The organism is Novosphingobium rhizovicinum (assembly GCF_040813635.1).
Classification (GTDB): Bacteria; Pseudomonadota; Alphaproteobacteria; order Sphingomonadales; family Sphingomonadaceae; genus Novosphingobium; species Novosphingobium rhizovicinum.
This window is the reverse complement of the sequence record NZ_JBFNXR010000021.1, coordinates 436,904-451,247: the sequence shown is the minus strand read 5'-3', so window position 1 is coordinate 451,247 and position 14,344 is coordinate 436,904. Positions and strand designations below refer to the sequence as shown.

The window sequence follows — 14,344 nt, the reverse complement described above, 5'->3', positions numbered from 1 at the left end:
GGCCTAGCGGGGGGCTTCGGTCGCTGTGACCAGCTCGGCGACCAAATCTTCGATCTGGCGCCCCTCGATCTCAGCGGAAGGACTGAGCGCCAGACGGTGACGCAACACACCGGGCGCAAGCGCCTTCACATCATCCGGCAGCACATAGTCGCGACCATTGATGGCCGCCCGAGCGCGCGCCGCGCCCGCCAGAAGCACCGCGGCACGAGGCGAGGCGCCGAGCGAGAGTTCGGTACTCTCGCGGGTCGCACGGATCACCCGGACGATGTAGTCGACTACAGGCTCGGAGAGGGTGACCTGCGACACTGCGGCAGTTGCGCCCGCCAGCCTGTCAGGAGCAGCGACAGACACGATGCCGAGATCACGCGGGAGGGGCTGTGCGCGGTTTTCCGCGTAGCGCGTGACGATTGCACGCTCCTCCTCGTGGCTGGGGTACGGGACGACGAGTTTGAAAAGGAAGCGGTCGAGCTGCGCCTCTGGCAGCGTATAGACGCCGTGGCTTTCAATCGGATTCTGCGTCGCCACCACCATGAAGTGGGGCGGAAGCGCATGCGCCGCGCCATCAAGCGTCACCTGCCGCTCCTGCATTGCTTCCAGGAGCGCAGCCTGGGTCTTGGGAGGCGTGCGATTGATCTCGTCGGCGAGCAGCAGATCGCGGAAAATCGGCCCGCGCGTCAAAGTGAACGTGCTGGTCTGGAAGTTGAACAGGTTCGACCCGAGAATATCCCCGGGCATCAGATCGGGGGTGAACTGAATGCGTCCGAAATCCAGCCCCAGGCTGGCCGCAAAACACTGCGCGAGAAAGGTCTTTGCCGTTCCCGGAGGGCCCTCGAGCAGCACGTGCCCCCGCGCCATGAGCGCGATCAGCAGATGATCGATCACTTCGGACTGGCCGACGACCGCCTTGGCGATTTCGTTGCGGATGGCGGCGGCAAGCTCCGCCACCTGAGAGAGCGCAACGGGCTGCGTGTCGGTCATCGGGTAAGCGTCCTTTCGAGGGCATGAAGATCCTGGGCTGCACTGAGAAGCTCGCGCTCGGAGCGCACCTTCGCCACGCGGGCCGCGGCGTCGGAGAAGGCATGCTCCCCTCGGCCCATCCCGCGCGCTGCGCCATCCAGAGCGGTCATCTGCGAAGTCACGTTGCTGTGGCGAGGCAGCGCAAGCGAGCGCACGAGACGCTGTCTAATGGCATCTGCGTAGGGCTGACCAAGCAGATGGACTCTGCGTGAGCGCACTACGAGACCGGCCGTATTCGAAACCAGAGCACGCTTGCCGTATGCAATCGGTCGCTCTGGTGCCAGCGGAGGGCCGAAGCGTAAGAATCCCCGCCAGGCGATGGCGGCAGCAGCCAGCACGAGGCAGATCGTGGCGGCGAGGAAAGGCGGCGTGAAAGCAAGCGTCAGCAGATTGCTGCCCCGCTCCAGCCCGGCCAGCGTAAGATCGAAGATGACCGGAGTGGCTTCACCGTCCATGCTCGCGGTCACAAGCGCCAGCGCGAGAGCGGCACGCTGCCGATCGGCCATGCCGTAGTTGTTGAGAAGATCAGGCTCGGACACGATGACCAGCGGGTATCCGGCCAGGTCGGCCTCCCCTTCGGCCCTCGCCCCCAGCGCCGGGGCAGTTCCATCGTCGAGATAACCGGCAAGCGCCTGTCCGCTGCGATCACGAACGAGGCTGGTGACCGCTCCGGAGGAAAAAGACTGAACGGGCGATCGGTCCGGAAGCACCCCTCTCAGCCCCAGGCCTTGCCAGGACGATCGCGCACGCTCAGCTTCTATCCGAACGTCCAAAGGCCCGAAGATCCTCAGTTCTTCCGTCCAGGCAGGTCGTTGTGCATCTGCCAGAACGACCCAGCCTTGCCTGGCTTCCGTCGCAGCGCGCACCTGCGCAGGCACGGGAACGGCAATCCACTTCGGCAGCACCAGCAGCGTGGGACCATAGGGTCTGTGTCTTGCAATTGCAGCTTCGATGTCGGCGGCCTTGGCGTGTTGCTCCGGCGTAAGCACCAGAAGCCCCTGTTCGGCAAAGGCGGCCTTGGTGCGGCTCCGCCGCACGGGGCATCCGCTTGCCTCGAGATAGCTTGCCAACGCAGCATAGCCGTTGAGGCCGCGCCCTTCGGCATGAGCACCGCCATTGTTCGAGCTGCCATCGGCCAGGCCATTGCCGATCATCCAAAGCAGCGCGATGAACAGGAACGATCCGAACAGGACCAGCGCAAGCGTCGAGCGCCAGGTGAACGGAGCGGTGCCGGCAGCGACAGGCTTGGTTTCGGCAATCATGGCGCGATGTTCGCCAGAGCGAAGTCGGCGTAGGCAGCGCGTGCGGCGGTCCAGTCCTGCTCCGTCAGACCGCGCAGGGCGAAGAGGCTTCGCTCCACTCGCTCGGCAATGATCGCGAAAGCCGCACGGGCTGCGGCTGGAAGTTGCGGAAGCGCGGCAATTTCACGTGCCGTGCTGGCAGGCGAGAGGGCCTCCGGACGCACCAACCGGATTTGGCCGACGCTGCGCTGTAGCAGCAGGTGCGCGGCTTCATCATAGAGGCCGCGTGCAGCCAGCCGATCCGCGTCCTCAAGGAGGGCCAGCGCCTCTTCGCGTGCCAGTGTCCATGTATCATCCGGCGAGCCCTGCGTGCGCCGCTTCGACAACCAAGGGGCAACGAGCCGCCACGCAAGATAAAGCGCAAGCATCAGGGCCAGCGCCAGCAAGCCCTGGTCAATGACAGGCCAAGCCGCGATCAGCCCCTCGGCCGCAGGGCCGAAGATCGAGTCGAGCAACCGGCCGAGCCATTCAATCCATCGCGGGGATTCCGGCGCCTCGACCGGCGGCAGAGGTGCGAACTGAATCTCGCTCGAGCGGCGGACGGCTTCCCAGTCGCTTGCAGCCTCGTTCGCCACTGAGTTGGCCGCTGCCGCCATCGCGAGAATTGCGCCGCCCCCCGTCACTGGCCGACTGGTGGCATGATGCCGGCCCCGGCGCAAGCAGGAGGATGGCGCCGAATTAAGAGGTCAGCCCCGTGCCCGCGCCTGGGGATAGCTTCCAAGCAGACGCACGAACTTGCAGTGGAAGGACAGCTCATCGATCGCCTGATCGACGCGCGGATCGCCGGGCGCGCCCTCGATATCGGCATAGAACGTGGTTGCCGCGAAGCTGGCGCCGACCTGATAGCTTTCCAGCTTCGTCATGTTGACGCCATTGGTCGCGAAAGCTCCCAGCGCCTTGTAGAGCGCGGCAGGGACGTTCCGCACCTCGAAGATGAAGGTCGTCATCGCCGGACCGCCGCCGAGCGACGCCGGATCGAGCGGCTCACGCGCGAGGACAACGAAGCGGGTCATGTTGTCCGCCGCGTCCTCCACATTGCGCTCGATAATCTCAAGGCCATAGAGTTCGGCCGCAAGCGCAGGCGCAATGGCGCATGCCGAAGGGTCGCCCTGCTCCTTCACATAAGCGGCGGCGCCCGCGGTATCGGCATAGGACAGCGGTACGATCCCGCGATCCCGCAGGTAATGGCGCGATTGGCCCAGTGCCTGCGGATGGCTGTAAGCGGCTGTGAAAGGCCCCTTACCGAGGCCCATCATCGCGTGATGGATCTCCATGAAGTGTTCGCCGACGATGGCCAGGCCACTCTCGGGAAGAAGGAAATGAATATCAGCAACTCGGCCATTCTGCGAATTCTCGATCGGAATGATCGCTCTTGCGGCGCGCCCTTCCTTCACGGCATCGAGCGCATCCTCGAAGGCGAAGCACGGCAGCGGGTGACACTCCGAATCGTACTCGAGCGCTGCACGGTGCCCGTTGCACCCAGGTGCTCCCTGAAGCGCAAGCGTGCGCGCCGGGTCGGCGGCTGCATCAGCCTCCATCTGCGTGACGAGGGTGCGGGCGGGTTGCGGATAGGAGTCCATCGTGCCGGGGCGCTTAGGCTGGGTGACGTGCAACCGCAATGGCTCTTGCGCTCGCCTGCGCCCGACACTAGAGCGCAGCGCAATCGGCTGAGCAAACACCCGCGGGGCAACTCTTAAATGGACGACCGTTTCAACACCATCGCCGGCTGGGCCCTGTTCGCGGGCGTTGTAGGCCTTGGACTCTCGAGCGTCAGCTCGCACTACTTCAGGGCCGACAGGCCTCATCGCCCCGAGACCATGGGCTACGAGATCGAAGGCGTAGAGGCCGAGGGCGGCGGGGCTGGCGAAGTCCCCATCGCAACTCTGCTTGCCACCGCTGACGTCGCCAAAGGCGAATCCGTGTTCGCGAAGTGCACATCGTGCCACACGATCAACGCGGGTGGAGCCAACGGCATCGGCCCGAATCTTCATGGTGTACTCGGCAAGCCGCTCGCCCAGCATGCGGGCTTCGCGTTCTCCGACGCGCTCAAGAGCAAAGGCGGAACGTGGACCTTCGAGACCATGAACGAATGGCTGAAGAGCCCCAAGGCTTTCGCTCCCGGCACGAAGATGACGTTCGCCGGCCTCTCGAAGGCTGAAGACCGTGCGAACCTGATGGCATGGATGAACACGCAAGGTTCGAACCTGCCTCTGCCCGAAGCTCCGGCTGCGGAAGCACCGGCCGAGGAAGGCGCAGCCGAAGACGGATCCGTCAATCCTCCGGGCGGCGGGGCGGAACCCGCGCCTTCGGGCGAGCAGGCCGAAGCCGGTGCGATGGCGCAGCCTGCCCCCAAGCTGGAAGGCGGCGGCGACAAGGCCGGCACCATAGCCAGCCCTGTCTCACCTTAATGGTTTTTGCGCCCCCTGCGCAGGAGCGGGGGGCACATACCCCTCAGGCGTTAAGTTTCGAATCAGCGTCCGATCGGGAAATGCAAGCGACTGTCGCACAAGCCATTCCACCAGTCAGGGGCCGCTCGGAATACTGCGGGTGAACATCCTGATCATCTTCGCGCGATCACGCGACCTCATCAACGATGCGGCCTAAAGCGCTCCTGACAGGATTTCTGCCGAGCGTTCCTGAGGGGATGATGCCGGTCGCCCAGCGCCGGATCGCCACTGCCGTGGGGGCAGTGCTGCTCGGGCTCGTCGCACTCTCCTTCGCCTGGCTCGGCGACCGCGCCCAGGCCGTGCTCATCTCCATAGCGCACCGGTGGCCTTATGCGCCCCTGGTGCTGACGCCTTGCATCTTTGCCGCAGCGGCGTGGGTGACCCATCGCTGGTTCACAGCGGCGCGTGGATCGGGCATCCCGCAAGTCATCGCGGCAGCGCGCGAGCCTGCCGCCTCCGGCGACGGGCCGCTCGTTTCGCTCCGTACGGCGCTTGGTAAGTTCGGGCTAACTCTCGTCATGCTCCTGGCTGGCGGCTCGGTCGGCCGCGAAGGTCCGACTGTTCAGATCAGCGCGGCGATCATGATCGCAGTCCATAGATGGCTGCGGGTACCGATCACGGCCGGCGTGTACATCGCGGGGGGCGCCGCGGGTGTATCCGCAGCCTTCAACACGCCACTCGCGGGAGTGGCTTTCGCCATCGAGGAACTTGCCTCTGCCTATGAGCAGCAAGTCGCCGTCCTCGTGATGGCTGCAGTGATGATCGCGGGTTTCATCAGCCTGGGGCTAGCGGGCGATTACGTCTACTTCGGCCTTATGCGCGAAACGTTGAACCTGCGCGCCGCCCTAATCGTCATCCCGGTAGTGGGTGTTTGCGGAGGAATCGCGGGTGGGCTTTTTTCCCGTGCCGTACTGCGCTTCGGCAAAGTTCGGCACCCCTGGATCGTCGCCGCCCGCCAGCGCCCTGTACTGCTCGCACTCGGATGCGGGATGGTGGTGGCGGCACTGGGTGTGGCGACTCAGAGCACCTGGGGGACCGGCTACGAAGCCACACGCGCCATGGTGGAGGGCGATCAGGCACCACTCTGGTTCGGCCCTGCCAAGCTCGCCTCCACTCTGGCGACCACGCTAAGCGGCACACCGGGAGGGATCTTTGCGCCATCGCTATCCGTCGGCGCCGGTATCGGCAATCTCCTGTCCCCCCTCTTCGATGCACCTGCTGGCGTGATCGTTGTGTTGGGGATGGTGTCCTACTTTGTGGGTGTTGTGCGTGCTCCACTCACCGCCGTCATCATCATCATGGAGACGACCGCAAGCCGCGGCCTCGTCATTCCGCTCTTCGCTGCCGCGCTCATTGCCGATGCCGTCAGCGCCCTCGTGTGCCGGGAACGGCTGTATCACGGCTTATCCGCCGCCTTCCTCAGTCCGGCGGCAAAGGCCTGACGCAAGCTCAATGAGAGTGGCCGGCGGCCGCTTCCGACTCAGCGGATGCAAAATCCTTGTACTGCTCAGGGGTCATCTGCGGTAACGCTTTGACGAAAGCTGCGATGTTCCAGAGCGCACGTTCGTCGTGGGATCCACCGAAAGAAGGCATCCCGCTCATCTTCACGCCGTGCTTGACGATCCAGAAGACCTCCTCGGGCTTCCATTCCGCCGCAGCGGATGCGAGCGCTGGAGGCATGGGTCGCATGCCGTGCGCCCACTTCTCGCGGCTTGCACCGACACCGCCGTGGCAATGCTGGCACATCGCCTTGTAAGGCGCCGCTCCGGCAGCAACCATAGCCGGCGTCATTGCCGGCACCCGAATTTCGCTGGCGCGGTTCTGAACGGAGTTGCGCATCGTCGTAGTCAGCGCCCATCCGACAGGAGTCTCGTGCCTATCGTCCGCAGCGACGTTGTAAGCCCCTGTGAGCACGACAATAAGCGCAAATGCGAGCAGTAGCGAGAGCATGCCAGCCGCACCGATCAGCACGCTGCGCCACGACACCTTGCTCATCATGCTTCGCACTCCATCGGTTGCTCCAATGCCCTCATTCAGGAGCCTGTGAGCAGTCCTCGTAGCCGCGATAGCCGAGTTCATCCTTTGCGCCCGGCAACATCACGATCATGTCGACTTCTCGGAAAACTTCTTTGGCCAACTGCTGATCGACCGGACGGATCACCACCCGAAGATCGCCATCGGAATAATAATGCCCTCCTGGCTCTGCCTGCAGCGGGATGAGCTTGTTGTTGAGCTTGATCGCTCCAGTCCCGTGCCTTTCGTCCAGAACGAAGGAGGGAAGGCCGACCCTGGTAAGCCGGATCAGGCATCTGCCCTCCGCGCCGCCGAGGCTGGCGATCTCCGTAGCGGTCATGGTCTCGGCCTGCACGGCTTCGGTCGCAATGCCTGACAGAGCTTGTGACGCCGGCACAACGGACGCCGGCATGGGGGCACTGTCGAGCTGTGCCTCGCGGTCATTGCCGGGTGCCGTATTGCTATTGCACGCGCAGAGCATCAGCATGGTCAAGGAGCAGAGTAGACCACCGTTCCGGTTCATTGGTCGTTCTCCCGCTTTTTCTCCGTGGAACCCGTGGCGGACGTACCCGGCGCTGTAAGCTCTTCCGGACGGGGCATGCGCTCTACCGTTCGCACACCGTTCTTCTCTATGTCGACGATCAGGTACTTCATTTCGGCAATCTCGCGCCGTTGCGCCACGATGATGTCATGCGCCAGTTCCCGGACCCGCGGGTCGCGAAGATGGGCGCGCTCGCTGGTCATGATGGCGATCGAATGATGCGGGATCATCGCCTTCATGTACTCTGTATCGTCTACTGTCGTCTGGCTGCGCACCAGCCACAGCGCCAGTGCGAAGGTCACAGCGGCAACGCCAAGGATGATCAGGTTCTTCGTGCGGCTCTTGTACATCGACCACATGAAGAGCAGCATGACGACGGCCATCGTCGCCCCCATGACGAAGGCCATCCAGAAGCGAGTTTCGCTGAAGAAAACATGGTCCGCGCTGAAAGTGTTCAGATACATCAGGAAGAACATGACAACGGTAGACGTACCGATCATGGCCATGAACCTGCCGTACATGCCGCCTCCGCTCATCTGGCCGCCGCCGTGCGCGCCGTCATGATCCGGCTTCTTTTCAGCCATGGCTATCCTCCTGCTGCTCCTCCCGGAATACTCAATCGCCTCCGATTGTTCCCCCGCCGCTGGACTGGACAACCAAGCGCGATCCCGTCGCTCCGCGTATCGCTACGCACTTGCGAGCGTAGGTACGCTGGTACAAGACTACGCTATGACCTCGCAGCAGCACGCGATCACCCCCTCTGGCGAGTCCGGCGTCGATCTGGCTCTTTCGCGTCACCGACTCGCGCTCGTCGCCCAGGCAGCGGAGCAGCTTCTTGCCGCTGTTGACCCCGCTCGCATGGTCGATGATCTTTTTGAGTTGATCCAGTCAGAGCTGCAACTCGACGTCTTCTTTAACTATCGATTCGCTGACGACCGCCTCGTGCTGGAAGCGCATGGCGGCCTCACCGATGAACAAGCTGCCGCTGGAGCCGAGCTTCAGCTGGGGCAGGCAGTCTGCGGTTGCGCCGCTCGCAATCGAGAGCGCCTTCACGTGACAGAGGTGCAGGGATCGGACGATCCGCTTGTCGCTTTCGTCAAGGGCATTGGCCTGGACGCCTACGCCTGTACTCCGCTCGTCCACGGAGAGAAGCTGATCGGCACCTTGGGTTTCGGTCGCAAGTGGGCAAGCAAGTTCACCGAAGACGAGCTCAGCTTCCTGCATACGCTGTGTCACTACGTCACGTTGGCCAAGGTCCGCCTCCAGGCGGAAGAGGAACTGCGCGCGGGCATCGCGGCTCGCGAACGGCTGCTGAGCGAGCTGAATCATCGCGTGCGTAACGCATTGCAACTGGTTGTCAGCATGGTGAGGCTGGAAACGGCCGACGAAGCCGAGCCGGGTCGTGCCGCTGCGCTGAGCCGCATGGGGGACAGGATAGAGGTGATCGCATCGGCGCACCGCCCCCTCTACGCCTCGAAAGATCTAAGCAGCGTCTCGATCGTCGATCTGCTCAAGGGCTTGGGCGGAGATCGGCCGGCCGAATCCGTGCGGGTGGTGGGAACGGTCACAACACGCCTGCCGATCGAGAAGGCTGTCGCGTTGGCGCTCTTGGTAGACACCGCGCTGAATCATGCCTCGCAATCGGAGGGCGGCTTTTCCATTGAGATCGCTTCGGGCGGCACGGGCGACATCGCCGAAATTGCTGTGAAAGACGCGAATCTGCCAGACAACGTGTTTGAGCAGCGCCTGTCACGCGCATTCCTGCGTCAGGTCGGCGCAACACATTCGGTGAGCGGCGGCACTCTCACCATCCGTTTCCCTGCGAGGGTTTGAATGTTTGAAGATCCTGAGCCGGAAGACCGGCCTTTGAACCTTTTGATCGTTGAAGACGAAGCGCTGATCGCGATGCTGATCGAGGATGCACTGACGCTCCATGGGCATACGATTGTCGGCACTGCGGATAATGTGCAGGAGGCGATCGCGCTTGGGCAGGCGGGCGATGTAGATCTGGCTTTGTGCGACGTCCGCCTTGCCCAGGGTGATAGCGGCGTGGACGCAGCCGTGAAGCTGGCAGAGCTCGGCATCCCCGTCATCTATCTGAGCGGCAATTGCCCCGGACGCGCCGACCATCGCCTCATTTTGGGCTGCGTCAGCAAACCCTTCCATACTGCCGCACTTCACAAGTCGGTCGTCGCAGCGCATTCCATAGCGGCCGGAGCAGCCCCGCCCATGATACCAACAGCCCTGACGCTCTACAGCTAGCCGCGAATTGCGACGCGGCGATTAAGCAACTTACAAGTGAAACGTCGTGCAACAATTGCTGCCCGAGGTCGTTCACGCTTCAGGATTGTGTAGGAGGAGGACTGATAATGGTAGATCATCGCCCTGATGGAGGCCGTTCCAAACGTGGCATTCTGATCGCGGTTCTCGTCGTCGTTTTACTTCTGATCATCGCTTGGATGGCTGGGCTCTTCGATGTGGACACTCAGGGTGAGCTCGCGGCGCCCGAGGTCGATATGTCTGTCCAGGGAGGCGCACTCCCCGAGGTTGACGCCGATGTCGCCGACATCAATGTCGGCACCGAGACGCAGACTGTGGAAGTTCCCACTGTAGATGTGAACGCTGCCGAGGCTGACGAAGAGTAAGCGGTTAAATCCGATAATCTGGCGCGCATTGCGGCCGCTCAGCCTGGACATGGCTGAGCGGCCGCATTCGTTCTGATCAAAAGATGCGGCAGCTCGCGATCAACCCATTGCAACGATGCTATGCACCAAAGGGCATGTCCTTAAGGACATATCGCCAGGCAGGATCTGAATAAGTTCAGGCATGGAATTGCCATAAAGTCCTTTGATTTCATTTTGATATTGCCGGTCCCTTGCGCGATGAGCGTTAGCGTTTGATCGAGTATTCCTGCTTTTGCAATGAATACGAAACCATCCCGGTTTACCACTGTTCAACGTCGTCTTCCTATGAGAACTCCGTGGGCCGCTTTTTTGCCGCCAGTTCTAGCCGTCCGTGATCGCGGATCGGATTGGAATACAGGAGTTCGCTATGAACTGGTTTCAAGAAGTCGCGCCGATCCGCCAAAAGACTCTGGTCGCCTTTGGATTCCTCACCATGCTGACCGGCGTCACAGCGATAAGTTCCGTATTCGGAAATACTCTAGTTACATTAGGCGTCGGACTGATTGCGACTGCACTGTCCGCACTTCTGGGCTCGCAGTTCCGGCGTGCTATCTGTGACCCGTACGTGACTACGGTTGTCCGCATGGAGGGATTGGCGGCTGGCGATCTGCAATCACCGATCCAGTTCACCCACTACAAGGACTGCGTCGGACGCATGACCGCAGCGATGTTTACGTTCCGCGAGACTGCCTTGCAGCAACAAGCCCATACCAAAGAGCAGAAAGCGGTAGTCGACCTGCTCAGCGAGCATCTGCGTAGCTTGGCGGCAGGCGATCTGACGGCCACGGTCGCCGACGACCTCCCGGTCTCGTACTCTGGTCTGAAAACCAACTTCAATGATGCCCTGCACAACCTCTCCGCGCTTGTCAGCTCGATCACTGAAAGCGCGTCGGTGATCCGCACCGGCTCGGGTGAGATCGCACAGGCGAGCGAGGATTTAGCACGCCGGACCGAGAGCAATGCCGCGTCGCTGCAGGAGACTTCAGCCGCTGTCACTCAGATCGATGGTCGGTTGAAGGCCTCTGTCGAGGCCGCGTCCCGTACGGTCGAAAAGGCTGACGATGCCATCGCCACTGTCGCCAACGGACGCAAGATCGCGGATCAGGTCGTTGAGTCCATGAGCCGCGTATCCGAAAGCGCAAAGGGCATCGACAGCGTGATTGAGGGGCTAGACAAGATCGCCTTCCAAACGCGCGTTCTGGCCATGAACGCTGCGGTCGAAGCGGGTCGGGCCGGTGAAGCCGGACGCGGCTTCGCCGTGGTCGCCGACCTGGTTTCCGCTCTAGCCATGCGCGCGGAGGAAGAGGCCAAGCGGGCGCGCGATCAGCTTACAGTTACGCAATCCGAAATCGGCACGGCTGTGGATGCGGTGGGCAAAGTGGACGGAGCCCTCGTGGAGATTTCCACCGACGTCCGTCATGTGCACGAATTGCTGGCGCAGATGGCAACCGACAACCAGGTGCAAGCCTCAGCGATCACGCAGATCGCGGTCGCGACGAGTGCCATGGATGAAGCCACGCAACAGAACGCCGCCATGGTTGAAGAGACCTCGGCCGCCGCTCGCAATCTGGCACAGGAAGTTCAGGCGCTTGCCGCCGAGACAAGCCGGTTCAAGACAGATGCGGCAGAGCCAACCGGTACGCGCCGCACCGCATCCCCACACCTCCAAGCTCCTCCCGCACCCCGCTTGGCCCAAATCGTCAATGCCATGTCAGCACAGGTACCCTCGAACGACTGGCACGCCTTCTGAGGCAGAGGCAGAGGCAGAGGCAGAGGCAGAGGCAGAGGCTAGCACCAACTCTTCGGCCGGAAATGGGCTGAAGTTGGACCCGAAGTCTTCTCGTGATCAAGCAGGAACAGCATTCGGCAAGAGCTAAGAATCGCCAATATCACGTCGGCTCAGCCTACGCTCGATCTCGACGGGCGAGCTGAAGTCGCGCTCGAGTCAGATTTCGCTGTCGTGCTGAGGCTATTTGGCTTCACTTGGAACTGCTTTCGGTCGTTCAAGGGAGCACTGGGCTCGTCGCACACGAACCGGGGGATCCGCGCCCTGGGAAACACAACCAAGTACAGCTTCTGATTGCTTGGCGAGACGTTCCACGGAACGGCACGGTGCGCCTGCCGTGCTGCGTTGTCGATAGCTGTACTTGAGAAGGATGGATGCCCGACGAGGATTCGAACCTCGATTGACGGAGTCAGAGTCCGTAGTCTTACCTTTAGACGATCGGGCAACGAGGGCGCTCCTCTAGGCACGTGTGTGATTCGGGTCAAGCGCCCTTCGCAACGGAGTTTACCGGATGCCCGTTCGCAGCTGCGCCCTTGCCCCGGGAGCATGCGGGCGTTAGCATCTGTTTCAGGTGCCCGTCCGTCTTGGCCGGGATGATATTGGAAGAGTTTGCTACCCATGGCGGATCCCCTTCCGCCGGCAGCGAAGGTCGAAGTGTCGGGCCGCCGTGCAAGGCGGCGAAATGCGCGTAAGGGCAAAGTTCGCCCATCTGCCGCCAACGACACGCCGGAAGTCCGCTCCCCGGGCGGAAAGCCGCATGCGACAAGCGCCGCGCCGCGCGAGAATGACAGAGCCGGGGCCTCAAACGGTTCCCGTCGGTCCGGGGGCAGCAGCACCCCCGATTCGCGCGACACAGCGGTGCGCAGCTTCGCCCAGCCGCGTCAGCAGAGGCAGGCCTACGCCGCTATCGACCTGGGCACTAACAACTGCCGGCTGCTGATTGCCCGCCCTTCGGGCGAGAACTTCACCGTAATCGATGCATTCAGCCGGGTCGTGCGGCTGGGCGAGGGCTTGGCGCAGACGGGGCGGCTTTCCCCCGAGGCGATGGAGCGTACGCTGGGCGCGCTGCGCGTCTGTGCGGACAAGCTCATGCGCCGCAATGTCTATCTCGCTCGTTCCGTCGCCACGGAAGCTTGCCGCCGGGCGGAAAATGGTACCGCGTTCATCGAACGGGTGCGTCAGGAGACGGGTATCGCGCTGGACATCATCAGCGCCCGTGAGGAAGCGCGTCTCGCCGTGCTTGGCTGCCATGTGCTGCTGGAAGAGGGTATGGGCCCTGCCATGATCTTCGATATCGGCGGAGGATCTACCGAGCTGGTTCTGATCGAAAGCACGGACACGGTGCCGCGCATCCTCGACTGGCAAAGCGTCCCTTGGGGCGTGGTCTCACTCAGCGAAAGCTGCGGTGAGGAGGGGAGCACACACGAAGCGCGGCTTGCCCGTTATCAACACATGCACCGGCTCGTATCGGAGAGTTTTGCCTCATTTGCCCGACGTATTCAGCCAGCTCGCGAGTCCGCGGGGAGCGCCGGACCCTTGCGCCTGCTGGGCACCAGCGGCACCGTCACAACGCTCGCAAGCCTTCATCTGGAGTTGCCACAATATGACCGCAGCGCCGTGGACGGGCTGATCGTGCCCGCCAGCGCCATGCGCGCAATCAGCAGCCGTCTTTCTTCCATGCCGATCGAGCAAAGGCGCGAACTGGCATGCATAGGACGAGAGCGCGCCGACCTGGTTGTCGCCGGCTGCGCAATCCTTGAGTCCATTCTCGACTTGTGGCCTGCAGGCCGTCTGGGCGTGGCAGACCGTGGCATCCGCGAAGGAATTCTGCGCAGCTTGATTGCAGCGCACGGGTATGGGGGCGAGCGCTACCGGCTCGCGGATCGCCCATGAGCCGCTCTGGTCGCGATCCCGGCGAGCGCCTGCGTACCGGGAAGAAGCGCTCTACGAGCTCCGCACGGTGGCTGACCCGCCAGCTCAATGATCCTTACGTCAAGAAGGCGAAGGCAGATGGATACCGCAGTCGCGCAGCCTACAAGCTGATCGAGCTGGACGAGAAGTTCGACCTCTTGAAGGGCACCGAGCGGGCCGTCGACCTCGGCATTGCGCCCGGAGGCTGGAGCCAGGTCATACGCCAGCGCCGTCCGCAGGCGAAAGTGGTTGGCATCGATCTGCTTCCGACTGATCCGATCGAGGGCGTCACCATCTTCCAGATGGACTTCATGGCGGACGAAGCGCCTGCCGCGCTAGAGGCAGCGCTTGAGGGTGCTCCTGACCTCGTGCTGTCGGACATGGCGGCCAATACGGTGGGCCACAAGCAGACTGACCATCTGCGCACAATGGGGCTCGTCGAGACCGCAGCCGATTTTGCGATCGCCACGCTGGCTCCGGGCGGCATATTTGTTTCCAAAGTGCTTGCCGGTGGAACGGATTCGGCTCTCCTGACTCTGTTGAAGAGGCACTTTGCGACGGTAAAGCATGCCAAGCCGCCAGCGAGCCGCAAAGATTCTTCGGAATGGTATGTCATTGCCAAAGGGTTCAAGGGCCGCTGAACC

The 14,344-nt window shown here is 62.7% G+C and carries 15 protein-coding genes and 1 tRNA gene; 8 read left to right on the top strand and 8 right to left on the bottom strand.

The features are described 5' to 3' along the window. Positions 1–3: 3 nt before the first annotated feature. The 4 genes from ABUH87_RS06960 to ABUH87_RS06945 form a co-directional block, all read right to left on the bottom strand. Complete coding sequence (locus tag ABUH87_RS06960) at positions 4–978, bottom strand: AAA family ATPase (RefSeq protein ID WP_367771716.1); 975 nt, start codon at positions 976–978, stop codon at positions 4–6. Further along, the gene (locus ABUH87_RS06955; protein WP_367771713.1) at positions 975–2,279 is read right to left on the bottom strand and encodes a DUF4350 domain-containing protein; all 1,305 of its coding nucleotides are present in this window, start codon (positions 2,277–2,279) and stop codon (positions 975–977) included. The genes ABUH87_RS06960 and ABUH87_RS06955 overlap by 4 nt, the downstream gene beginning before the upstream one ends. Beyond that, positions 2,276–2,914 (bottom strand): hypothetical protein, encoded by a 639-nt coding sequence (locus ABUH87_RS06950; RefSeq protein WP_367771710.1) that lies wholly within the window; start codon positions 2,912–2,914, stop codon positions 2,276–2,278. The genes ABUH87_RS06955 and ABUH87_RS06950 overlap by 4 nt, the downstream gene beginning before the upstream one ends. A 90-nt stretch (positions 2,915–3,004) precedes the next feature. Continuing rightward, positions 3,005–3,898 (bottom strand): prephenate dehydratase, encoded by an 894-nt coding sequence (locus ABUH87_RS06945; protein ID WP_367771707.1) that lies wholly within the window; start codon positions 3,896–3,898, stop codon positions 3,005–3,007. Positions 3,899–4,015: 117 nt separating this feature from the next. Between ABUH87_RS06945 and ABUH87_RS06940 the strand changes: the two genes are divergently transcribed. Beyond that, entirely contained in the window at positions 4,016–4,726 is a 711-nt protein-coding gene (locus ABUH87_RS06940; RefSeq protein WP_367771704.1) for a c-type cytochrome, read from the top strand. A 236-nt stretch (positions 4,727–4,962) separates the two neighbouring features. Further along, positions 4,963–6,207: a chloride channel protein gene (locus tag ABUH87_RS06935; protein ID WP_367772179.1), complete on the top strand. Its 1,245-nt coding sequence runs from the start codon at positions 4,963–4,965 to the stop codon at positions 6,205–6,207. Positions 6,208–6,214: 7 nt separating this feature from the next. Here the strand turns inward: ABUH87_RS06935 and ABUH87_RS06930 are convergent, their stop codons facing one another. From ABUH87_RS06930 to ABUH87_RS06920, 3 genes are read right to left on the bottom strand one after another with little or no spacing between them, the layout of a single operon-like run. Further along, positions 6,215–6,763 (bottom strand): c-type cytochrome, encoded by a 549-nt coding sequence (locus ABUH87_RS06930; RefSeq protein WP_367771702.1) that lies wholly within the window; start codon positions 6,761–6,763, stop codon positions 6,215–6,217. Positions 6,764–6,794: 31 nt separating this feature from the next. Continuing rightward, positions 6,795–7,301, bottom strand: a complete 507-nt coding sequence (locus tag ABUH87_RS06925; protein WP_367771699.1) for a DUF6692 family protein — start codon at positions 7,299–7,301, stop codon at positions 6,795–6,797. Continuing rightward, positions 7,298–7,819 (bottom strand): DUF305 domain-containing protein, encoded by a 522-nt coding sequence (locus ABUH87_RS06920; protein ID WP_367772176.1) that lies wholly within the window; start codon positions 7,817–7,819, stop codon positions 7,298–7,300. Before ABUH87_RS06920 ends, ABUH87_RS06925 begins: the two co-directional genes overlap by 4 nt. Before the next feature lie 229 nt (positions 7,820–8,048). On the opposite strand from ABUH87_RS06920, the gene ABUH87_RS06915 reads away from it, so the two are divergent. The 4 genes from ABUH87_RS06915 (at position 8,049) to ABUH87_RS06900 (ending at position 11,753) form a co-directional block, all read left to right on the top strand. Beyond that, the gene (locus ABUH87_RS06915) at positions 8,049–9,152 is read left to right on the top strand and encodes a histidine kinase dimerization/phosphoacceptor domain -containing protein (protein ID WP_367771696.1); all 1,104 of its coding nucleotides are present in this window, start codon (positions 8,049–8,051) and stop codon (positions 9,150–9,152) included. Continuing rightward, positions 9,153–9,581 carry a response regulator gene (locus ABUH87_RS06910; protein ID WP_367771693.1) on the top strand — a complete coding sequence of 143 codons (429 nt, stop codon included), beginning with the start codon at positions 9,153–9,155 and terminating at the stop codon, positions 9,579–9,581. It begins immediately after the preceding gene. A gap of 107 nt (positions 9,582–9,688) precedes the next feature. Continuing rightward, entirely contained in the window at positions 9,689–9,964 is a 276-nt protein-coding gene (locus tag ABUH87_RS06905; RefSeq protein WP_367771691.1) for a hypothetical protein, read from the top strand. Positions 9,965–10,370: 406 nt separating this feature from the next. Beyond that, on the top strand, positions 10,371–11,753 hold the full coding sequence (locus tag ABUH87_RS06900; protein WP_367771688.1) for a methyl-accepting chemotaxis protein: 1,383 nt from the start codon (positions 10,371–10,373) through the stop codon (positions 11,751–11,753). Positions 11,754–12,160: 407 nt separating this feature from the next. Here ABUH87_RS06900 and ABUH87_RS06895 read toward each other — a convergent pair. Continuing rightward, positions 12,161–12,234: transfer RNA gene (locus ABUH87_RS06895), tRNA-Gln, on the bottom strand. A gap of 173 nt (positions 12,235–12,407) precedes the next feature. Here ABUH87_RS06895 and ABUH87_RS06890 point away from each other — a divergent pair. Both ABUH87_RS06890 and ABUH87_RS06885 read left to right on the top strand, forming a co-directional pair. Next, positions 12,408–13,682, top strand: a complete 1,275-nt coding sequence (locus ABUH87_RS06890) for a Ppx/GppA phosphatase family protein (protein WP_367771685.1) — start codon at positions 12,408–12,410, stop codon at positions 13,680–13,682. After that, a complete protein-coding gene (locus ABUH87_RS06885) occupies positions 13,679–14,341 on the top strand; it encodes an RlmE family RNA methyltransferase (RefSeq protein WP_367771682.1) in 663 nt (220 codons plus the stop codon). The genes ABUH87_RS06890 and ABUH87_RS06885 overlap by 4 nt, the downstream gene beginning before the upstream one ends. The last annotated feature ends 3 nt before the right edge of the window (positions 14,342–14,344 follow it).